We start from the raw sequence: 21,247 nt of genomic DNA, 5'->3' as shown, positions 1-21,247 counted from the left end.
TATTCGACGTTTTCTTATTTGTTTAACCCATGATTGAATAAACCTCTTCCTCAACCTCAAAAAATAATTTACAATATCCTCTATAGGAGTTGAAATCATTGATAAAATATTATAACCGAAAAAATAAATCCTACGAAATAGAACAGGTCGCTGGCGAAAAGATTCTAGGGTGGACTTACTCTTCGCCGGTAGGTATGAAGCTTTTAGAAGCGGTTATTAAGAAAAGAATGTGTTCAAGCCTCTATGGTTGGTATTTGGACAGAAAAGTCAGTAAGAAAAAAGTAAATCCTTTTATCCATAAATTTAATATTGATATATCAAGTGCCGAAAAAAGCGTGATGGATTTTTCGTCCTTTAATGATTTCTTTTATCGAAAATTAAAGCCTAGTGCACGCCAAATAGATACCAATAACCATTCTCTAATTTCCTGTGGAGATGGCAAACTTTTTGCTCATGAAAACATCGATTTGGATAGTCTCGTTCAAGTCAAAGGCTTTACTTACAGTCTGAGAGAGCTAATTAAAGATCAGCAAGTGGCTGAGAAATATAGCAACGGGTCCTGCATAATTTTAAGGCTCTGTCCCACAGATTATCACCGCTTCCATTTTATTGATAGCGGGATCTGTGAGGGCACTCAAAAAATCAAAGGTGCATACTATTCTGTCAATCCGGTTGCACTTCAAAAGGTCCAAAAACTCTTTTGTGAAAATAAAAGAGAATGGAGCATTTTTCATTCCGACCATTTTGGTGATGTCTTATATGTCGAAGTAGGAGCTACCTTCGTCGGTTCAATTATTCAAACCTACACACCCCAAAAGCGTGTCAATCGCGGAGGGGAAAAAGGCTATTTCAAATTTGGGGGTTCTACTGTAATTCTCTTCTTCGAGCCAGACAAAGTACAGATTGACGAAGATATTCTTAAGCAAACCAAACTAGGTTATGAAAGTTGTGTGTTAATGGGCGAACAAATCGGTGTAAAAGAAAGTCTCTTAAGTAACTAATCCCCCATTGGGACTGATCACTTGGCCTGTTAGGTAATCTGATTCTTGCTTGGCCAGAAAAAGGACTAGATTGGCGATTTCTTTAACTTGACCAAATCGCATGAGAGGTATCTCTTCTCTTAGAAGATCTTTATCCACTTCACTCAAAGGGTTCAGCATATCCGTCTCGATTACCCCAGGTGCAACGCAATTCACTTGAATATTTGAGGGACCCAGTTCTTTAGCCAAGGCTTTAGTAAATCCGATCATGCCCGCCTTAGCCGTAGAATAACTCACCTCGCAAGACGCCCCCACCATTCCCCAGATTGAGGATATATTGACAATCTTCCCTTGCTTTTTCCGGATCATATCCGGTACAACCTGCTTACAGCAGTTAAACATTCCCTTTAAGTGGACATTGATCATCCTATCCCATTCTGCTTCCGTAATTTCAGGAAAAAGTGAATAGTGTGATATTCCCGCATTATTCACGAGTATATCGATCGTACCAAAAGTACGGTAAGCTTCCTCAAACATTTTCTCGACTTCCACTTTTGAAGTGATATCAGCTCTAAGGACGAGGACAGATAAGCCTCGTTCTTTTAATTCGCTGGCAAAACTTTGAGCTGCTTTCTCCGAGCTCAAATAATTAATAACCACATTAAAATCATTCTCTGCAAAAACTTCAGCGGTTGCTCTTCCAATTCCTTTAGCACCGCCCGTGATTAATACTGTTTTCTTCATACCGTTGCCCCAAAAATCCCACCAGTAATCATAGGAATCAACCAAATAATCCAAACAACAAGGCTAAATTCATGAAACTTTACAATTAAAATTTCATTTTCCTTTATTAAAACGCGTGTAGCCCACACCGCATGGAAAACCATAATGATGATCGCGGCCAAACCCGTCATTCCATGAAAAGTGAATTGAATTAACCCTCCTGACATGAGACTCATTGCTCCAGTCCCTATCGTATCGCATGCAAGTCCAACATAAAACATTGCTACATGCCACCACTTCAAACGCCCTTGAAATCTTTCGCTCCAGACCCCAATGCTATAAATAATTAACGCTAAAAAAATGAAAACCATTCCAACTAATCCGTAGGTACTCACAGTCTAAATCCTCCCTCATTGATATTTTAAGTCCGTAATTTCTTATCATTTATACTCTGGTTTTAAAATTAGCTATCGAGTATCTGCTCAGCGCAAAGCACTCCATCTACCGCTGCTGAGATGATACCTCCGGCGTATCCCGCTCCCTCTCCACAGGGGTAAAGGCCTTTAATCCCAATAGCTTCTAAGCTATCCCCTCTTGTGATACGCACTGGCGAAGCACTGCGTGTTTCGGCCCCCGTCAGAAGAGCATCCGGATAAGCAAAACCTGGCATCCACAATCCCATTTCTACTATGGCTTGTCGGAGCGAATCTGTCACAATCTCCGGTAAATAAGAATCCACTTCCGCAAACTCCGTTCCGGGCAAATAAGTCGGCAATACTTTCCCAAAAGCTGTTGTCTTGCGTTTTTGGAGAAAATCCTCCAACCTTTGCACTGGCGCTTTATATCCTCCACCGCCAGCGATGAAGGCTTGCGCCTCTATCCTGCGCTGAAAAGCAATTCCGGCAAGTGGATCATCGCTCCCGAGATCCTTCTGCTCTATGGTCACAAGAAGTGCGCTATTGGCATTCCTCCCGTCCCGTGCAAATTCGCTCATTCCATTGGTCACTAGAGCTTTTTCCTCAGACGTCGCCGCAACGACTGTTCCCCCTGGACACATGCAAAACGTATATATGCCTCTTCCATTGGGTAAATGCACGACCATCTTGTAATCTGCTGCTCCAAGTGTAGGATGCCCAACAAAACGACCGTACTGAATTTTATCAATCATCTCCTGGGGGTGTTCAATCCGCACTCCCACCGCAATCGGCTTCTGTTCCATATGTACGCCACTCTGGAGCAGACTTTCGAACGTGTCGCGTGCACTATGTCCAATCGCGAGAACAATATGGTCTGTAGAAAGTTCAGTCTCCTTTCCCTTTTCTATGAAGCGGAGCCCTGTAACCTGTCCGTCTTTAAACAATATTTCGGTAACCGTTGCGTTAAAACGTACCTCGCCGCCTAAACTTATCGTTTTCTCTCGAATTTGCTTTACCGTTTCGTTCAATCGATCGGTGCCGATATGGGGCTTAGCTAAATACATAATCTCAGGTGGTGCACCAGCCTCTACTAACTCGCTGAGAACCTTATTCTTACGCGCATTCTTCTGCCCGACTTTCAGCTTACCATCGGAAAAAGCACCCGCGCCTCCCTCTCCGAACTGTACATTGGTTTGGGTATCAAGAATTCCAGTCTGCCAGAACTTTAAAACCTTTCTCTTGCGATTATCTACATCTAGGCCCCGCTCCAGGAGAATGGGTTTTGCTCCTGCTTGCGCCAGAATCAATGCTGCGAACATTCCTGCCGGTCCGCACCCTATAACTATGGGACGTTTCTTTAGTATTTTTCCCTTCGGCACAGTATAAAATAGATCTATTTCACTGGAAATACATTTGTCCTTCTTGAGCAATTTGAGGACTTCATGTTCATCTCCTGAGACACCCACAATAACCGTCATCTTGAAATAAATGTCCTCTTTGTCAAGTGCATTTACCGCGCGTTTTTCAATCGTGATATGTTCTATACGAGTACGATCTATATTAAGCCGTTGGGCCACAATATCCTTGAGCATTTTAGAATCATACGTAAGTGCTATTCTTAAGTTCGTTATTTTAATCATTATTTCTCCCACACATAGCGTCAAGTTCCTCAGTCGTAAGTATAACATATAGCATGGATTCTCATCTCCTCTTATCTTAGAACCCTTTCTCTATCTCTCAACTATTATAACTCTTTTGTACTATTCATGAGAATGAAGCCAAAATTCTGCAATATGAGCTAAATTATACAAGATAATTTATACAAAATTACATATTTTATTGTTCAAATGTCAATTTTCACATAGACAGATTATGTTCTTTATGCTAAATTATTACACGTAAGGCAATTTTCATAATATTAGGAGGGGAACTAATATGAAAAAAAAGATTGTATCTCTAGTTCTTGTAGTGGGTTTAGCAGGAACTCTAGCCGGTTGCTCGAGCTCAAATCAACCCGCATCCGCAACGGCTGCTAAAACAGCATCAGCAGAGCCCTTAAAAATGGGAAGAGTTGATTATGCTGCCCATGGAGAAAATGCTGTCGTTCTTGGCGCAGTAGCCGCTGTCCAAGGGGATAAAATTGTCGGTGCTTCTATTGATGATTACCAATTCATCGCTGACGGAAAAGGTGTCCCAAATTCGGATAAGGGTCTTGCCAAAGGCTATGCAGATCCAAAAAAACCATTAGCTTCTAAACGAACCAACAATGAACTCTATTCAAAAAACTTGAAAGAAAAAGCCAGTGCAACGAAAGCGTATGTAGCTAACTTAGATGCTATCGAAGACTTTGCAACTGGAAAGACAATTACAGAATTAGAAAAGGTACTCAAAGATACCCCTAAAGAAAAAATGCCTGTTGATACTGTAACTGGTTCTACCTTAACAGATACCCAAGGTTACCTTACTGCAATTCTAGAAGCCGCAAAAGCTGCCAAATAATCATTTTATATTACAAATAGGAGGAAGTATTTCAAGCACTTCACGGAGAGCTTGTGATACTTCCTCTTTTCACTTTATCTCAACCCGGTATTCTATTTATCTTGTTTATCTTTCACCCCAATCTTTTCTGTTAATTCCTTAGAGAATTCAGTTGATAATCGCGACTGATACCTCTCAAGTTCCAAGACGCCTCTACTCTTTGTATCTACTCTGCGATCATTCGTGCGAAATCTCATGGCTAGATAAATGAATGAAAAGGAAACAACCATGACAAGGCCTGTTATGAGCCCTACTCCCTGCCCTGGAATAAAAGGCATACTTATAACAACAATGATCATGCTGATAAGCGCAATCCAAGAGGTATATGGATACCCTGGCATTTGACACTTTCCGTCTGGAGGACATCCCTTCTTTTTACGGAAATGGATGTGACTCGCCATAATAACAGCATAGGTAAAAAGTAAAGCAAAACCACCCGAAGTGATCAGAACAAGATAAACTCTGGGAAACAATAAACCAAAGCCTAATCCTAAAAGCATCGCTAGACCGGAAAACAGTATTCCACGATAAGGGACATCCGTTTTATCTTTCAGCCAATTCGGGGCATGACCTTCTTCTGTAAGAGACCTTATCATTCTACCCAGTCCAAAAATAGCGGCTAACATCGCCGAAAGGATCGCCGTGATTAGTACCAAGTTAATCGCCGTGCCAACCCATCCAAACCCCCATCTATTCAGAGCTGCCACCATCGGACTCGTATTTTCATTAAGCTCAGCTGTTGGAATCAAAGGAAGTAGGACAGCTGCATAGAGTATATACAATCCCACAAGAGCTATAACCGTATAAGTAATGGCTCTAGGAATTGTTTCTTTTGGATTCTCCGCTTCTGAAGCTGCCAATCCTATGACTTCAAAACCTGCATAGGCAAAAATGACAATAAGCATACTTCCCGCAATCCCTTTTATTCCCCCTGGCATCAACGGCTCCTTGACTAATTCCCCGGTACCAAGTGGGGTTGTTCCCGGAATCAATCCTATAATTAAGAGTAAGCCCATAATGATAAAAAAGACGATAGTGAACAATTTTATGGCAGCAAGACCACTCTCCAACTTACTTAGCCTATCTGCTCCTAATAAATTTAGCAGTGTTACTCCAGTAATAATAAAGCTTCCTAATAGCGGCATAGATAAGTTTGGATACCATTCACGGATGAGGATTGATATAGCTGTAGCCTCACTGGACATCGCCAGTACCGTACCCGTCCAATACACCCAACCCACTACGAACCCAGCTCCCTCACCCAGTTCCTGTGCTGCAAAGGTACTAAAGGAACCCATACCAGGATTTGCGACCGTCATCTCAGACAAAGCAAAAAGGATAAAGTAAACGAGAATTCCCGCTAACATATAGGCTATTATAACCGAAGGTCCAGCCGCATTGATCGCAACCGACGACCCTAAAAAAAATGAACCTCCGATTACACTTCCGAGCGCCATCATCGCTAATTGCCATGCAGATAAGCCTTTCTGTTTATGCTCCATAATTTTTTCTCCATTCTCCGAATGTATCTCCTATAAAAAATCTGACCAAATTATTATTACTCAAATTCCGAAAACAAATTCATTTGAAAAACTCTGGACAGATATAAAAAAGCCGACTAAGGTATACACCCCAGTCAGCTTACTTATAGATATTTTTATCTAAATTGGAATTCTTCAAAATATAAAGCATTAACTTTAAGATTGCCTGTCTCAAATCCTTTTCTTAAACTTTCTCGCATCGGTTTGGGTCCGCAGAAATAAACATCCACGGAAACATCTTTACTCATATGTTTCGCGACCTCAGCCGCTGTTAAAAAACCTATTTTCGAACTATCATATAAATGAACTCTAAAATTGTCTCTTTTCGGCAATGAATTGATCTCTTCTACATAAGCGCCTTCTTGATCATTATTATAAGCGTAAAAAAAGTCAATTGAAAACTCCTTAGGAATTTGTGTTTGGTAAAAGCTGCGAAGTGGCGTAATTCCTATTCCTCCCGCAATCCAAATTTGATGAGGAGTACCCGTTAAATAATTAAATTGACCATGGGCGTTCTCAACTGCGAACTCATCGCCAACCTTTAAGTTCTTCAGCAAAGACCCTGTGTGGTCACCTAATGACTTGATGGTAAATTGGATTTCATCTTTATGCGGGGCTTCACTGATCGTAAAGGGATGAGAAGGAAACTTCAGTTTTGCATCTACGAATTTTAAAAATGCAAATTGCCCAGCCTTGTAATTTAAGTTTTCACCGATCGGCTTCCCTGAAATTTGTAACATTCCCTTAGCCACGAATTGCGTATTAACCACTTTGTAGCGATATTTAAAAGAACTTTTCTCATAAATAAATAGACTATATACGGCGGATATAACCCCAATTGCATTAACAATGTTAATCCAAAGACTAAAAGGAGTAACTCCAAATACAACATAGGATGAGCTTCCGTAGTAATGGAAGAGCGCAATAACATAAGGGATGAGTACTAATTTATGAATACTCTTCCACTTCTCATAGTCTATTTTTTTAGCCATAAAAGCCACAATCACCAAGATGATGAATAACGTCATACTCGGCGAACCCAATACTATAAAAATACTTTTTACTGGACGAGTTCCTGGCGCTAAATTCTGGGCTTTACTCATCCCAATCGTCATTGCATGAACCATGGCCAGAGCAAGCGAAATAATACTGAGGTATTTATGATAAATATAGGATTGATCCAGTCCATCAAATAACTTGTCAAGAATAGGTTGTCTTGTAGAAATAAAGTTATTCCAGGCAAAGCCAAGCAATGCTAAAGTCCCTAAGAGTTGTGAAACTTGACCTATAAAAGCAAGATCTTTTACAGGTTGTTCAAAACTCCAAAACATAATCGTGATTAAAACACTAAAAAAGATACTAAAAATTCCCAACTTCCCTTTGAGTTTCAATTCATTCGTCCTCCATATACAATTTTCGATCATATTCTTCATTATAACTCAAAATGATAAAATCGGAATTTAAATACGTTACTTTTTTAACACCCGGAAGTTCACCAATTTGCTGGGTGAGTGAGCGCCAAAGGCAACTTTGTGTTATTATCTCCCTTCGCTGCATTAAGTTGGGCTTGGGTAAGAAAGATACTCTGGGTAAGGTCAGCTCCTCGGAGGTCTGCATCTCGGAAATCAGCCCCAATGAAATCCGTCCCACTCAGGTCCGTTTCTCTAAGATCAGCCGCAATAAGATACGCTCCTCTCAAATTAGCTCCTCTGAGATCAATTTTTCTGAGGTCTTTAGCGATAAGATCGGCACCTCGTTGGAAGGTCCTCTGGCGACCCGAAGGAGCCTTCTGCCCATGACGAGCTTCAGCGCGTACAAGTTCACTGGTCTTGACGAGCAGAGTATTAACCACTGCTCGGTGTTGTGCCACGTCCAGTTTTATGAGCGAATCAGGACTGAGATGCGTTAATTGTTCCGTCTCATCAAGTATAGTTCGGAGTGCACCATGAAGAGATCGAGCTGGCTGTAAGGTCAGCGCTTCAGTAAGATACCAAAGTAGTTCATGGAGTTGCCGCATGATTAAGAATGCCTCGAACATTGGCTTCGCTGATTCTGGAGCTTTCTTCCAGTCGCATCCTCCAAAGCTGACTTGGGCAACCTTTTGTCCTGCACCAAAGCAGTCAAAACCACGACATCCCTTAAGACCCTTTTCACTTAGACTTTTGTGGACAGAACAGCGAAAGTCTTGTTGGAGGTAATTACAAGGCTGACCAGCGTCTTTATCCTTTGGGAAGCCTTCCGAAGCTGAAAAGTACAGTGCGATACAGCACAGGCCGAAACAATGTTCACAATCCGCTCTCAGATTTCGGCGACCTATATCAAATGAAGTTACAGAACACTCATGATTCTCAGACATTATCTACTTCTCCTTATTATTCAATTCAGTATGATTAACCATGGACTATTTTCCCTTTATTCCACATCATAGTCCTCCGAAGTTGCTCTACAGGCTCTCCTTATACTTGGAGCCACAATAATCCTCTCGCTATTTATTGAACGGCCCTGGTGTAAATATGCTTGTCCCTATGGAGCAGTTTTAGGATTCTTCAACTTCTTTAGGATTTTCAAAATTCACCGAAAGAACAGCAGTTGTGTTAATTGTAAAGCCTGCGACAGAGCTTGCCCTATGAATATTAGTGTATCAACCACAAATGCCGTCCGAAATCACCAATGCATTAGCTGCATGAAATGCACCTCTGAACACTCCTGCCCCGTTGCAAATACTGTGGAGTTTTCTACAAAGGAGGAAAACCACGTATGAAAATAAAATCAAACATTCTGGGCTGGATCATCTTCATCGTTATCTTTGGAACAGTAGGAATTACTTCTGGTCTTGATCTTTGGAAAACAACAAATGATAAAATACCAGCAACCTTCTCAGAGGGGAGTTTAGCTGGACAATATAATCCTGCCGATATTCGTGGCTCATATACTTTTGCAGAAATCCAAAACGCATTTGAGATCCCTGTTGAGGATCTAGGAATCGCTTTTGGCATAAAAGATTCTTCAAACTATGCTTCCTTTCAGGTTAAAGAGCTTGAAACAATATATTCTTCTTTAGCTGCTGACGGAAAAGAAGTAGGAACAGGCTCAGTGCGTACTTATGTGGCTCTATACAAAGGCTTGCCGATCACGCTAGCAGATGGAACGTACCTACCTAAACCCGCCGTAGATATTCTAAAAGCAAAAGCACCACTAACTCAGGAACAATTTCAGTTTCTAGATACACATTCTGTTGAGGTACCGTAAAAGCAAACAAAAATTCCGAAACAACAAAAGGGAGGAACCTCCTGAAACTCGCTAGGTTTTCAGGAGGTTCCTCCCTTTTTATCCTGCATTTGCGGTTTACTTGGTTATCGTGCTTTACATACTGTTCCAAAATACTTAATACACATTAAGCAGTTCCAATCCGAACCCATCTGTGAGCGAGCGCAGGTATAACCTTCTGGCTGAACACTGAAAAGGGGCCACCCATCTTTCCTGCCATGCAGTCGAGCAAGATAGTGTTTACTTTGTTTACGATCATAGATGATAAAGTCAAAGGGAATCTCCTCAGTTCTTTCGATCCACCCAACTACTTCATATTCTTTGGCTCCTAGATTGGAGTTTAGTTCGCTCGACACTAAAAGTTGAAAGCGATGTCCTCGATTAGTTTTGATTGATTCTTCCACTTGTGAAATATGATTCATCTCAAGGTCCTGAGTCTCTCCAAAATACCCAATTTCTTGGAAATGGTCAATATATTCTTTTTCAATAATGGGACGTTTTAACACAATAATTCCTTCTTCATTCACAGATCAAGATTAATATAATCATTCTGCTTCTTTCTCCAATATTCCTCTAGATATACATTTAACTCAAATATAAAATTTAGGCATTAATAATGTTCAATATTATCAATGCCTAAATTTATATTAATTTATAAAGTTAAATCATGTGACTCAACAGGACACGTCATTCATAATTGTTTCTTTTTCTTTCTCACTATGCTTTCTGACAAACCATACGTAACCTATACAAAATACTGCTGCCAATATGTATGAAGCCGTATAGCTTGTTGGATCCATTCCCAATCTTTCATCCAATTTCAGTCCGATTGGGGCATGGAATATAAAGCTTAAAGTTACAAAGAAGTAGAAAACACCCGGTAATAATGCGATCAGGTAGTTTTTCTTATTTAAGTAAAGATATACAGAAATGGTCGCCAATGCAAAGGTTCCAACAAATTGATTGGTGAAGGAGAAATATCTCCAGAGAATATTGAATCCAGCTGGGTCTGATTTTGAATAATAGAGTACAATGATTGCAGGAATGAACATTATAGCAGTTATTGCAAGTCTCTTTCTAAAATCCTTCTGATCGATATTAAATTGCTCAGCAACCATAAGTCTCAGTGATCGGAAGGCTGTATCACCTGAAGTGATCGGAAGAACAACAACTCCGATGATCGCGATCATCCCACCGATTGTTCCTAGGAATCCTTTTGATACAAGTCCAACCATCAAGGTAGGTGCTGTATCCAATCCGGCTCCTCTTCCAAATATAACCATAGCGCCTGCTGCCCAGCACATTGCGATAAAGCCTTCAACCAGCATCATATTATAAAAGGTGCCTTTTCCTTCTTTCTCATGAGTGACAGTTCTAGATATAAGGGTAGCCTGCGTAGCATGGAAGCCACTCAGAATTCCACAGGCAACTGTAACAAAAAAGATCGGAATAAACGGAAGTCCACTCGGATGTTGCGTAAATGGATTTGTGGAAAAAGATAGATTGGTGAGATGCGCCCCACCATCCAAAAGGACCCCACCAAAAATACCTAAGGCGGAAAGAACAAGGAAGGCTCCAAATATAGGATAAATTCTTCCAATGATTGCATCAATCGGGAAGAGAGTAGCAGCCAGATAATACGCAAAAATGACTCCATATACAATCCAGGTGGTTGGGTTTTCAACTGCTGCCTTCTGACCAATAATTTGAGTTACAACTAAATCGCCTGGTGTATAAACAAAAACAACGCCAACCAAAAACATCAGAATCCACAAAAAGAAGTTATAAACTTTAATAACGTTATCACCGAGATATTTTTTAATAAGCCGGGGCATCTGAGCTCCACCATTACGCATCGATATCATGCCGGAAAAATAATCATGCATGGATCCGGCGATAACTGCACCGATCGGTATCGTAAGAAACGCAATAGGTCCGAACAAAATTCCTTGAATAGCTCCGAAAATTGGTCCTGTTCCTGCAATATCTAATAATTCAATTAATGAGTTCTTCCATTTTGGCATTCCGACAAAGTCTACTCCGTCTGCTTTCGCAATAGCGGGTGTTGCTCTGTCATCCGGTCCAAACACTTTCTCGCAGAATTTACCATAGAAAAATCCGCCGACTACAAGAATCAAAATCCCGATTAAGAATGTTGTCATAAACTCCCTCCTCACGATGTATTTAGTTGTAATTATAGAATTACAGGTCCCTGCCATCATCCCGTTCCACGTCACCTCCAATTCGGATGTCTGGCTTTTGTGGGAATTTTCAAGCATCTTTGCCTGTTAGTCTATAATAATTGGCTTCATTATTATTGCATTGCCATTTAAAAATACACTATATAACTATTGAATCTCATCCCATATTTATTCTAGCCTTAAGGATCTAATACCCCCTATTTCTTAAATTCAACCGATTTTGTAGGGCAAGCAATAATGCAACTTCCACACGAAAAGCAATCTGGGGTAACTCTATGACGTTTCAAGATTGCTTCCATAGCCATTGAAGGACATGCTTTAGAGCATTCTCCGCAATCGATGCACGTGTCATGATTTACCTTAATCTTATATAGGCTAAATTTCTCAATTCCCCATCCAACAAACCCGAATGGACAGAAGAAATGGCACCAAGGTCGATATATGATCAGACTGGCTACCAGGATAAATAAAATAAACAAAATTCCAGCTCCGGTAAGTACTGTAGGATTAAAGATGGTAAACGGATTAATTATCTCGATAATATCCAGAGACCATAAGAACGCAATTGAGACAAATAGAAAGAAAAATAGGATTCTTATCGTATTTGATACTAAGAAAGGAACTTTATATTGTCTGAATACCCCTTTCTTCTTATCAGAATTACGATCTATTTGGAATATGAAATCCTGTAATGACCCAAATTGACAAGCCCAGCCACACGTGAATTTATTTGCCACAAAAACGAGAAGGAGAAAGACGATTAGGGCAACTAGTCTAGGTGGAAATATAATTCCTTTAATGGCATATGCAGAAACAAAATCCTTTACTGTTGACATCGCATTAGGTTCCGAACCTAAAATGACCCCAGTCAGAATAAACGATGCAAGAAGCATGTACTTTCTAAATTGAGGGGTAATTTTTCTACGCCTTAATGCTATAAAGGCATAGATCATAAGTACAGCCCAAATAATAAACTTGATACCAATAAGTGCTGGGTTTTTAGTTGCTTCTTCAGCCTCTAAATTGAGTTTCTTAGTAATCATTTCATTGGCATCTTTTTCACTTATATTGAGTTCTGCTAGCGTTTTGGACAAATTTGCAGGCTCTTTAATTTTAAGGGCGTCTTTCACTGTATCAAGTTTCAAATTATTGGTTGCAGAGATCTCTGAAACAGTCATATCTAAGCTCACTGAGAATGTCTTTGGTACTGAAACTTTTTCAGAATGCCCTCCGAATATCTGTGTTACAAAAAGCGACAATACAAGGGTTAGGATTACCGTCCCCAAAAATGACAATATTACACCCCATCTTGAATTTTTCACACCTTTATCCCTCCACTCAATTTATTCTGCTCAATGTGTATAAAACGGCTTACGGCTTCCATTGTGTACTCTAAGTGTGGCGAAATTATGACATAGACCAACTTTGAAGTATTTAAAGTTAGCCATCATGTTTAACATACACATTTTTTGTTAATAATTAATTAGATGAAGGACTATCCAGAAATTGATAACTCACGGATTCAGGGGAGTAATGATGTTCAGCTATATATTAAAAAAAATGCGGTTTCGGCAAATACTGAACTACAGTAGAAAAGAAGAAACTATACATGAACAAAAAGCTCACCGTAAATTTTCACAAGACCTTGAAAAAAACCTAGATACCTTAAAAGGTATTATCGGCGCCAGCAGTGATATTGTTATCCGTAAGTTTGCTTTTGGTTATAAAAGGCAGATCCAGGCTGCCATCATTTTTATAGATGGTTTGACGGATAAGGCTTTAATCAATGAAAACATCATGAAACCGCTGATGTACGATATTCGTTTCATTTATAAAGAAGAAACGTCTGAAATCAATAATATTTCTTATATCAAATCGACCTTGCTTTCTGTGGTAGAAGTTGAAGAAACAGCCTCGATAAATGAAGCCGTTGACAGCTTTTTATCCGGAGATACTCTTTTGTTGATAGATGGCTCAAAAGAAACTTTGATCATCCATTTACGCGGTTGGAAAACCCGTGGCTTAGAAGAGCCGAAAACAGAATCTGCGGTAAGGGGACCCCGGGAAGGCTTCACTGAAAGCTTGAGTACCAACACAGCTCTTTTAAGACGTAAAATTAAGAATCCAGATTTTATGCTGGAAAAAACTAAACTGGGAGCACGCACGAAAACAGAAGTATGTATTGCATATATACAAGGATTGGCTAATCCACAACTCATAGAGGAAATCAGACGGCGGCTGAAGAGAATTAATACCGATGCAATTCTAGAGTCGGGTTATATTGAACAGTTTATAGAAGATGCCCCCTTCTCCATCTTTCCTACAGTTTCCAATAGTGAGAAGCCCGACAAAGTTGCTGCGAAATTACTCGAAGGCCGGGCCGCCATATTGGTTGATGGAACACCGTTCGTGCTTACGGTTCCTATGCTTTTTATTGAAAGTTTTCAAACCGCGGAGGATTACTATTCCCGCCCTTTTTTTGCAAGCATTATCAGAATACTGAGATTTGTATCGTATTCGATCAGTATTCTGGCTCCTGCTCTCTATGTAGCCTTAACAACCTTTCATCAGGAATTGATCCCCACGTCCTTGCTGCTCACTATGGCGGCAACACATGAGGGAGTTCCCTTTCCGTCAATACTGGAAGCAGGTTTAATGATGATAGCATTTGAAATTTTAAGGGAAGCCGGAGTTCGACTTCCCCGTCCGGTAGGTCAGGCCGTCAGTATCGTAGGAGCTCTGGTAATTGGTCAATCTGCAGTATCAGCTGGCCTCATAGGAGCACCTATGGTTATTGTCGTAGCTATAACGGCTGTGTCCAGTTTTGTAGTCCCCCCCCAGACCGATTCAGGAGCGGTCATACGTTTTATACTTCTCATCCTTGCTGGTTTTATGGGGGGATTTGGAATCGCAATGGGATTATTGGCAATATTTATCCATATGGCCTCCTTGCGATCTTTTGGAACACCCTATTTGTCACCTTTGGCTCCGCTTAGCCCTAGTGACTTGAAGGATACATTTGTCAGAGCGCCTATCTGGACAATGCTCAAAAGGCCCAAGGATATTGCCTGGCATGATCCGGAGAGACAGAAATTCAGATTAAAGCCAAATCCTCCACAAGAAAGAAAAAATGGATCTAAAGAATAGAACAATTTATTAACGAGGCTTACTCATGAAAAATCGTGTTGGCATATTATTAAAAGCTGCAATGTGTATCCTATTAATTATGAGCCTCAGCGGCTGTTGGAACAGCCGTGAGCTGGATACGTTAGCCATTGTAATGGGAGTAGGCGTAGATAAGCCGAAAGAATCGGGCAGAGTTCAGATTACAGCACAAATTGTAAGGCCTGGAGAGATAAGTTCATCGGAGGGAAAAGGCGGCGGCACGGAAGCCTTTTGGAATATAAAAGATACAGGAGAAACTGTTTTTGGTACATTAAGGGATTTAACCAGTAAGTCAAGCCGCAAATTGTTCTTTCCTCATAATCAAGTTTTAATATTTGGACGGGGTATCGCTGAAGAAGGCGTCCACGAATACGTTGACTTCTTTGCACGTGACCCGGAAACCCGCGTGAATGTACAGGTTCTCGTTTCGCAATCTACTGCCGAAGAGGTTCTAGACGTAAAATCGAAATTGGAGAAAGTGCCGGCGAACAATATTGCAAAATTGATTAAAGAGAACGCAGCCGCTACATCACAGACAAGTGAAATAAAACTTAAAGATTTTGAAACTAGGCTTATGAGCAAAACAATAGCCCCCATCGCACCTTTTATTGAAATCTCCGGGGATGGAGAGGAAAAGGTTGCCACCATATCGGGAACAGCCGTATTTAAAGGAGATAAACTAGTAGGTAAGCTGGATAAAAAAGAAGGCCGGGGTCTTTCCTGGGTTCTGGGAGAGGTAAAAAGTGGCATTATAGAAGTAGAGGGTCCCGATAACGATATAGTCAGTCTGGAAATCATTCGGGCAAAGGGTAAAATGATCCCTGAAATCGAAGATGATAAGATAACAATGAAGGTAAATATAACTGAAGAAGGAAATATTGGTGAGCAAACTGGCCCCGAAGACCTGGCGAAGCTTCCTGAAATTAAAACGCTGGAAAAAAAGAAGTCCGAAGTAATCCAAAACGAGGTCATAGCTGCTGTAAAAAAAGCCCAGGAGCTTGACGCTGACGTTTTTGGTTTTGGAGAGGCAGTGCATCAAAAATACCCGGAAGAGTGGAAAGATATGGAGAGTAATTGGGATGAGACTTTCCCGGATATAGAAGTAGAAGTCAATGTCGACGCAAATTTGCGTCTTATGGGCAGGGCACTCAAGCCGGCAGTACCGGAGTAGGAGATAAAGTATTTAATGAAGCTTGAAAATGGAGAAATTTCAAATTCACAATTAATGTTATTCGTATTAAGCTTCTTACAAAGTATGATTTTAACCATTAATTTTGCTTATACAATAACCAAGCAGGATACTTGGCTTGCAGTCCTGGTGAGTTTTACCATAGCAATTCTCTTTACATTGCTTTATTTAGCCATTGCATTAAAATTCCCAGGGGAAAATCTCGTCCAGATCAATGATCATGTTTTCGGTCCCTATATAGGTAAGTTGATTTCAGCAACTTACCTCTGGTTTTTCTTCCAGTATATGATTCATTATATGTACTTTTTTAATAGCTTTTGGATTACCTATATTATGCCTGAAACCCCGCGTTTAGCATTTCTCATCATGTTTATTTTTGTATGTGCCATGGCTGTTCGAAACGGAATAGAAGTTATCGCTCGGTTAAGCTTCCTGTTTGTTATTATTGTAACGGTAACCATCCTGGTAACTACAATTTTATTAATAGGTGACATGAAACCTACTAATTTATTACCCATTCTTGAGGTTTCACCCCTGAAATTTATCCAGGGTGTCCATGTTATATTAGTCATTCCCTTCTGTGATATTGTAGCCTTTCTCTTTATACTGCCGTATACAGCCAATAAGCAGAAGATAAGAAAGCCCGTACTGATTGGCCTAAGTATAAGTGCGATCCAACTGCTGATTGTTGTTCTGCGGGATACACTTATATTAGGTCCACGGTTGCTTATTGCGTCATCTGCTTCTTTTGCAGTAACACGTCAAATCGATGTAGCCAATATTTTGACCAGGCTGGACATACTGGTTGCGATAACATTATTGATCACCGTCTTTATGAAGGTCACTGTTTTTTACTATGTAACCGTACTGGGTATTGCCCAAACGCTTAAACTACGCTCTTACATACCGCTTGTCGTTCCCATTGGAGTTATCACTATTTTTATCGCTGCAAATTTATATCCGTCGGATATGGAACAGGTCTATGCGGGACAATATGTTTGGCCTTTCAATGCGTCCATAAGCGAGTTCTTAGTCCCTATTGTTACATTAATTGTAATTTTAATAAGAAGATTACCCATAAAGAAAGGTGAAAATTCTAAATGACTTTTTTGCTGATTGTTGCTTTTATTGGACTTATATTATTTGAAGTACCAGGGCTTATCCGAGATAAAAGCTGGCGGGAACTTGCTGTTTATACTTTTTTAATGTCCATTGCTTTTATGCTAAGCCTGCTGCTAACTCTGAACATTACTGTGCCAAATCCTGTAAGGGATACACAATATTTTGTTAAGAACTTGCTGCATTTAAGTTACGAATAATTTATGCAAAACCTTGTCCATGGAAACATAAAGAGAGCGCAGTCCCATGACCAGGGAATGCGCTCTCTCCACAAACTAACCGACAATTAACTTAACTTTTGTTCAATCTCTACAACACATTTGGTTTTAATTCTTTCAACTAGGAACTGCAAGGCATCTACAACATGGGGTCTAATATCTCCGCCAATTAGAACATACATAATATCATCACCAACATCAAGTTGGCCTTCATTAAGCCAGACTTTAACATAGAAAATACCATCCATTTTATAAGTTTCCGCAATCGCCGCATCCACCTTCACTGCATCATAAGCAAATTCCATTCCTTTTACTAACGAACCATCATCAAATCCTTGGCGGACTTTAGCTTTGGGTGTTTGACGCACTACACCATTATGTACTAAAAACATCCCTTCCTGTAAAGCCATTGGATCCGCTTTTGCTTGTTTAAGCCATTCGTCAATAGAGGGTGATACTTTTTTAGCCATATAAAACACTCCTAATTTTAAAAGTAAATAGTAAACTGATTTTGTTAGCTCTATTTTACCGTTCTCAACATAAAACGCGCAAGGGAAATGGTAGATTTTAAGATTTTTTAACAAGTCCTTTCATCTGCTGTTTTGCTTCAGGGGACAATGCATCTATTAGATAACTACGATCTCTCCCCTGTATTTCATGATATTCCTGCCTTAATCTTTCATTAGCCCCTTCGATCTCAATCTTCAGCTCTCTAGCAGATAATAAGGAACATCCTGCTCCCCTGATAATAAGCTGCTCTAAACCGTCTGACGTTGCAACCGTGATATTATATCTTTTCTGATTTCCAAGGGCAAATCTTTCAATATACTGGTCTGCTGTTTGAGCTTCCCTGGTAAAAACAATATGGATATTAAGATAATCGATGACTTCCTCAAAATGCCCTTGAACACGGTAAGCATCAAACACAACGATAATCTGACATTTTCTAATCCCCTGATAATTACTTAGGGAATCCAGCAATTTCATTCTGGCACCGTCCATATTTTCATCTACGAGCGCTTTCAGTTCAGGCCAAGCATGGATAATATTATAGCCGTCCACAAGAAGATACTCTTCTTTGAATTCCTTCTCACTGCCGACATAGGTAGTCGGTTCATAATAACTTTCACGGGCTGTTTTACTTCTTTTCCAGACAGACTTCTTTCCTTGGTTCGCATAGAAGGTATTATTGATAATTTGGTCAATCTCATCTAAACTGATTGATCTTTTTTCTGTATATGGGGCCAGATTTTGAACGGTCTCTCCCGATAAGTCGTCTTTTATCTGCAGATAGCTTTCAACATGCATGTAGTCCTTCACTTCACCCCAAGCCACTAAAAAGCCTGCACCATGTGTGCAAAACACAGAACCTGTAGGATTTTCCAGATCTCTTTCCGAATCATATCCGATACTTTCGATGACCTCTTTGGAATTGTGGCAAGGTTCGTAGCCTTTCAGGCTGTAAAATAGCCTTCCACGTCCTTTGGTATAAGCAACTACCTCTTTCTGATAATTCCTCATGGTAACAACAGGAGCGTTCCCCATAAGAACCGCTATCTCGCCATTCGTCTGTGATATTTCACATGTGCCATGCATTTTCTCAATGTCAGTCATTGCTCTGCCTACCATTTTTTCAGGCAGTTCCATCTGAAAGGTATAATAAGGCTCCAACACGATGGATTCTGCCTCCTTTAAACCCTGGCGCACTGCACGGTAAGTAGCCTCTCTAAAATCACCGCCATCTGTATGTTTATTGTGCGCTCTACCTGAGACTAAGGTAATTTTCATATCTGTAATCGCAGAACCTGTTAGAACTCCTTTATGAACTTTTTCTTCAAGGTGGGTTAGAATAAGTCTTTGCCAGTTTTTACTTAAGATATCCTCACTGCATTCCACCCCAAACTGTAGACCGCTTCCTGGCTCACCCGGTTCTAATAACAGATGAACCTCCGCATAATGCCGCAAGGGTTCAAAGTGCCCAACCCCTTCTACTCCATTGACAATCGTCTCTTTATATACAATCCTTCCCGCATCGAAAGCTACTATGACCCCAAATCGTTTTTGGATAAGGCTCTGCAGAATTTCAATCTGCACCTCACCCATGATCTGTGCCTGAATTTCCTGTAACTGCTCATCCCAGACAATATGAAGTTCCGGCTCCTCTTCTTCAATCTGATGCAGCTTGGGAATCATCACTCTTGGGTCACAGCCTTCCGGAAGTATAATACGATAGGACAGCACCGGTTCCAATACAGGTGCTTCTGAAACTTCCTCTATCCCTAAGGCCTCTCCCGGTCTAGTTTGGCTGAGCCCAGTTACAGCGCATACAGAACCTGCCTCAATCTCGCTCACCGCCTCGAATTTCTGTCCAGAATAGATACGAATTTGATTAACCTTCTCTTCCCAACTGCTATTTTTTAAGACATCCTTTACCTTTAATCTTCCGCCTGTAAGCTTCATATGCGTTAATCGGTTTCCCTGCTCATCTCTTGAAATTTTAAATATTTTAGCCCCAAATTCGTCGGGATAAGAAGGTATCAAGGCATACTTAGCAATGCCCTGCATAAAATGCTCAACGCCCTCTAATTTCAAAGCGGAACCGAAAAAACATGGAAAAACTTTACGTTCCATAACCGCTTTTTTAATCTGCACAGCTTCTATTTTTCCTGTTTCGAGATAGCCTTCCATCATTATTTCATCACACATTGCCAATTGATCATAAAAGCCGTCTGTCCTAACCTGTTCAAATTCAATGCATCTGTCAATCAGCTGATAATTTATTTCTTTGATTAACTTTTCCTTATCCGTCCCATTCTGATCCATCTTATTAACGAATAAAAAAACAGGGATCTGATACATATCAAGTAGCCGCCATAAGGTTTTGGTATGTCCTTGCACCCCATCCGCACCACTAATCACTAAAATGGCATAATCCAGCACCTGAAGTGTTCTCTCCATTTCAGCCGAAAAATCTACATGCCCTGGGGTATCAAGTAATGTAATTTGTATCTCACCCATTTCAAAAATGGCCTGTTTTGAGAAAATGGTGATTCCTCTTGCCCTTTCTAGCTCATAATTGTCTAAATAGGCATCCTTATTATCCACTCTGCCCAATTTCCCAATTTTACCGCTCAGAAAAAGCATACTCTCTGATAATGTTGTCTTGCCCGCATCCACATGGGCTAATATCCCAATTACTAATCTTTTCATAACTTTTAAAATCCTTTATCTATTTTTAAAGCCACAGCCCGTTTATACCTGTTGTCGATTCTTCAATTAATATGATATACGTAAGTTTCGTTTTAAACAATCATTCAATTCTCTTATTCGATCTTCACGCCTTAATACAAAAGCCGCCCCTTCGGACGGCTTTCATCTTAACATTATTTATTTCCTGTACTTAAATCGACTATACCCCTTTATAATAGGTGGCACTCTCATATCTGGACCTTTTACACACTATAGATGATGGGCATCGGCATCATGTTATATTCTTCATCCGTTACTGGTTCCAACCATTCATTGCTTGAACCTTCCATCGGAACTGATAAGGACAGATGTGCAAAGGCTTCATCACTCACTGCTCCATGCCAATGTTTAATTTCCGGTGCAATATACACGACATCACCGCTTTTCAAAAGCCGGGCATCTTTCCCGGACTCCTGATACCAGCCATGTCCGCCCACACAGATCAGTATCTGTCCGCCACCATGATGAATATGCCAATTGTTACGGCATCCCGGTTCAAACGTCACATTATGGATGCTTACTTCCTTATCATTCAATAGACCTAAGTAACTCTTTCCGATAAAATATGGCGCAAATGCTACATTTTCCTCGCCTAATGGAAAATCGGATACCTTTTCTAATTCTTTTTTATCCATATAGAA

At 40.3% G+C, this 21,247-nt stretch carries 20 protein-coding genes; 8 read left to right on the top strand and 12 right to left on the bottom strand.

What is annotated here, in order from left to right; translation table 11 throughout:
* Positions 1-98 precede the first annotated feature (98 nt).
* Positions 99-1,001 carry a phosphatidylserine decarboxylase gene (locus DESME_RS04730; RefSeq protein ID WP_006714998.1) on the top strand — a complete coding sequence of 301 codons (903 nt, stop codon included), beginning with the start codon at positions 99-101 and terminating at the stop codon, positions 999-1,001.
* Here the strand turns inward: DESME_RS04730 and ymfI are convergent.
* From ymfI to DESME_RS04715, 3 genes are all read right to left on the bottom strand, one after another.
* Positions 990-1,724, bottom strand: coding sequence for an elongation factor P 5-aminopentanone reductase (ymfI, locus tag DESME_RS04725; RefSeq protein WP_006714999.1), 735 nt, complete (start codon positions 1,722-1,724; stop codon positions 990-992). The two genes, DESME_RS04730 and ymfI, sit on opposite strands and share 12 nt — an antisense overlap.
* Positions 1,721-2,074 (bottom strand): HsmA family protein, encoded by a 354-nt coding sequence (locus DESME_RS04720; RefSeq protein ID WP_174377975.1) that lies wholly within the window; start codon positions 2,072-2,074, stop codon positions 1,721-1,723. Before DESME_RS04720 ends, ymfI begins: the two co-directional genes overlap by 4 nt.
* Before the next feature lie 92 nt (positions 2,075-2,166).
* Entirely contained in the window at positions 2,167-3,759 is a 1,593-nt protein-coding gene (locus tag DESME_RS04715; protein ID WP_006715001.1) for an NAD(P)/FAD-dependent oxidoreductase, read from the bottom strand.
* 295 nt (positions 3,760-4,054) lie between these two features.
* Here DESME_RS04715 and DESME_RS04710 point away from each other — a divergent pair, with 295 nt between their 5' ends.
* A complete protein-coding gene (locus tag DESME_RS04710) occupies positions 4,055-4,618 on the top strand; it encodes a hypothetical protein (protein WP_006715002.1) in 564 nt (187 codons plus the stop codon).
* A gap of 92 nt (positions 4,619-4,710) precedes the next feature.
* Here DESME_RS04710 and DESME_RS04705 read toward each other — a convergent pair whose 3' ends face one another.
* The 3 genes from DESME_RS04705 to DESME_RS04695 form a co-directional block, all read right to left on the bottom strand.
* Complete coding sequence (locus DESME_RS04705; protein WP_006715003.1) at positions 4,711-6,159, bottom strand: amino acid permease; 1,449 nt, start codon at positions 6,157-6,159, stop codon at positions 4,711-4,713.
* 155 nt (positions 6,160-6,314) lie between these two features.
* On the bottom strand, positions 6,315-7,589 hold the full coding sequence (locus DESME_RS04700) for a ferredoxin reductase family protein (RefSeq protein ID WP_006715004.1): 1,275 nt from the start codon (positions 7,587-7,589) through the stop codon (positions 6,315-6,317).
* A 101-nt stretch (positions 7,590-7,690) separates the two neighbouring features.
* Positions 7,691-8,554, bottom strand: a complete 864-nt coding sequence (locus DESME_RS04695) for a pentapeptide repeat-containing protein (protein ID WP_006715005.1) — start codon at positions 8,552-8,554, stop codon at positions 7,691-7,693.
* A 102-nt stretch (positions 8,555-8,656) separates the two neighbouring features.
* Here DESME_RS04695 and DESME_RS15585 point away from each other — a divergent pair, with 102 nt between their 5' ends.
* Positions 8,657-8,959: a 4Fe-4S binding protein gene (locus tag DESME_RS15585; protein ID WP_156922793.1), complete on the top strand. Its 303-nt coding sequence runs from the start codon at positions 8,657-8,659 to the stop codon at positions 8,957-8,959.
* On the top strand, positions 8,956-9,447 hold the full coding sequence (locus tag DESME_RS04690; protein ID WP_006715006.1) for a hypothetical protein: 492 nt from the start codon (positions 8,956-8,958) through the stop codon (positions 9,445-9,447). Before DESME_RS15585 ends, DESME_RS04690 begins: the two co-directional genes overlap by 4 nt.
* A gap of 104 nt (positions 9,448-9,551) precedes the next feature.
* Here the strand turns inward: DESME_RS04690 and DESME_RS04685 are convergent, their stop codons facing one another.
* The 3 genes from DESME_RS04685 to DESME_RS04675 form a co-directional block, all read right to left on the bottom strand.
* A complete protein-coding gene (locus DESME_RS04685; RefSeq protein ID WP_006715007.1) occupies positions 9,552-9,971 on the bottom strand; it encodes a hypothetical protein in 420 nt (139 codons plus the stop codon).
* A 168-nt stretch (positions 9,972-10,139) separates the two neighbouring features.
* Positions 10,140-11,627: a carbon starvation CstA family protein gene (locus tag DESME_RS04680; RefSeq protein WP_006715008.1), complete on the bottom strand. Its 1,488-nt coding sequence runs from the start codon at positions 11,625-11,627 to the stop codon at positions 10,140-10,142.
* Between the two features lie 236 nt (positions 11,628-11,863).
* Complete coding sequence (locus tag DESME_RS04675; protein ID WP_006715009.1) at positions 11,864-12,988, bottom strand: 4Fe-4S binding protein; 1,125 nt, start codon at positions 12,986-12,988, stop codon at positions 11,864-11,866.
* A 214-nt stretch (positions 12,989-13,202) separates the two neighbouring features.
* Between DESME_RS04675 and DESME_RS04670 the strand changes: the two genes are divergently transcribed.
* The 4 genes from DESME_RS04670 to DESME_RS04655 are packed head-to-tail and all read left to right on the top strand — an operon-like array spanning position 13,203 to position 17,339.
* Positions 13,203-14,813 (top strand): spore germination protein, encoded by a 1,611-nt coding sequence (locus tag DESME_RS04670; protein ID WP_006715010.1) that lies wholly within the window; start codon positions 13,203-13,205, stop codon positions 14,811-14,813.
* A gap of 25 nt (positions 14,814-14,838) precedes the next feature.
* Positions 14,839-16,002 carry a Ger(x)C family spore germination protein gene (locus DESME_RS04665; RefSeq protein ID WP_006715011.1) on the top strand — a complete coding sequence of 388 codons (1,164 nt, stop codon included), beginning with the start codon at positions 14,839-14,841 and terminating at the stop codon, positions 16,000-16,002.
* Positions 16,003-16,017: 15 nt separating this feature from the next.
* Positions 16,018-17,124: a GerAB/ArcD/ProY family transporter gene (locus DESME_RS04660; RefSeq protein ID WP_006715012.1), complete on the top strand. Its 1,107-nt coding sequence runs from the start codon at positions 16,018-16,020 to the stop codon at positions 17,122-17,124.
* Positions 17,121-17,339, top strand: coding sequence for a hypothetical protein (locus tag DESME_RS04655; RefSeq protein WP_006715013.1), 219 nt, complete (start codon positions 17,121-17,123; stop codon positions 17,337-17,339). Before DESME_RS04660 ends, DESME_RS04655 begins: the two co-directional genes overlap by 4 nt.
* 86 nt (positions 17,340-17,425) lie before the next feature.
* Here the strand turns inward: DESME_RS04655 and DESME_RS04650 are convergent, their stop codons facing one another.
* The 3 genes from DESME_RS04650 to DESME_RS04640 all read right to left on the bottom strand — a co-directional run bounded on the left by DESME_RS04650 (position 17,426) and on the right by DESME_RS04640 (position 21,241).
* Entirely contained in the window at positions 17,426-17,827 is a 402-nt protein-coding gene (locus DESME_RS04650; RefSeq protein WP_006715014.1) for a molybdenum cofactor biosynthesis protein MoaE, read from the bottom strand.
* Positions 17,828-17,924: 97 nt separating this feature from the next.
* Positions 17,925-20,567, bottom strand: a complete 2,643-nt coding sequence (locus DESME_RS04645; protein WP_006715015.1) for a translation factor GTPase family protein — start codon at positions 20,565-20,567, stop codon at positions 17,925-17,927.
* Between the two features lie 242 nt (positions 20,568-20,809).
* The gene (locus DESME_RS04640) at positions 20,810-21,241 is read right to left on the bottom strand and encodes a cupin domain-containing protein (RefSeq protein ID WP_006715016.1); all 432 of its coding nucleotides are present in this window, start codon (positions 21,239-21,241) and stop codon (positions 20,810-20,812) included.
* Positions 21,242-21,247 lie beyond the last annotated feature (6 nt).

The sequence above is a fragment of the Desulfitobacterium metallireducens DSM 15288 genome (assembly GCF_000231405.2).
Classification (GTDB): domain Bacteria; phylum Bacillota; class Desulfitobacteriia; order Desulfitobacteriales; family Desulfitobacteriaceae; genus Desulfitobacterium_A; species Desulfitobacterium_A metallireducens.
Note: the sequence above shows the minus strand (reverse complement) of the source record. Positions and strands in the feature narration are given on the sequence as shown.

Coding starts and splice junctions, on each gene's coding strand:
- ymfI (WP_006714999.1), bottom strand. CDS start 1,724: ATGAAGAAAACAGTATTAATCACGGGCGGTGCTAAAGGAATTGGAAGA.
- DESME_RS04720 (WP_174377975.1), bottom strand. CDS start 2,074: ATGGTTTTCATTTTTTTAGCGTTAATTATTTATAGCATTGGGGTCTGG.
- DESME_RS04715 (WP_006715001.1), bottom strand. CDS start 3,759: ATGATTAAAATAACGAACTTAAGAATAGCACTTACGTATGATTCTAAA.
- DESME_RS04710 (WP_006715002.1), top strand. CDS start 4,055: ATGAAAAAAAAGATTGTATCTCTAGTTCTTGTAGTGGGTTTAGCAGGA.
- DESME_RS04705 (WP_006715003.1), bottom strand. CDS start 6,159: ATGGAGCATAAACAGAAAGGCTTATCTGCATGGCAATTAGCGATGATG.
- DESME_RS04695 (WP_006715005.1), bottom strand. CDS start 8,554: ATGTCTGAGAATCATGAGTGTTCTGTAACTTCATTTGATATAGGTCGC.
- DESME_RS04690 (WP_006715006.1), top strand. CDS start 8,956: ATGAAAATAAAATCAAACATTCTGGGCTGGATCATCTTCATCGTTATC.
- DESME_RS04680 (WP_006715008.1), bottom strand. CDS start 11,627: ATGACAACATTCTTAATCGGGATTTTGATTCTTGTAGTCGGCGGATTT.
- DESME_RS04670 (WP_006715010.1), top strand. CDS start 13,203: ATGTTCAGCTATATATTAAAAAAAATGCGGTTTCGGCAAATACTGAAC.
- DESME_RS04665 (WP_006715011.1), top strand. CDS start 14,839: ATGAAAAATCGTGTTGGCATATTATTAAAAGCTGCAATGTGTATCCTA.
- DESME_RS04660 (WP_006715012.1), top strand. CDS start 16,018: ATGAAGCTTGAAAATGGAGAAATTTCAAATTCACAATTAATGTTATTC.
- DESME_RS04655 (WP_006715013.1), top strand. CDS start 17,121: ATGACTTTTTTGCTGATTGTTGCTTTTATTGGACTTATATTATTTGAA.
- DESME_RS04650 (WP_006715014.1), bottom strand. CDS start 17,827: ATGGCTAAAAAAGTATCACCCTCTATTGACGAATGGCTTAAACAAGCA.
- DESME_RS04645 (WP_006715015.1), bottom strand. CDS start 20,567: ATGAAAAGATTAGTAATTGGGATATTAGCCCATGTGGATGCGGGCAAG.
- DESME_RS04640 (WP_006715016.1), bottom strand. CDS start 21,241: ATGGATAAAAAAGAATTAGAAAAGGTATCCGATTTTCCATTAGGCGAG.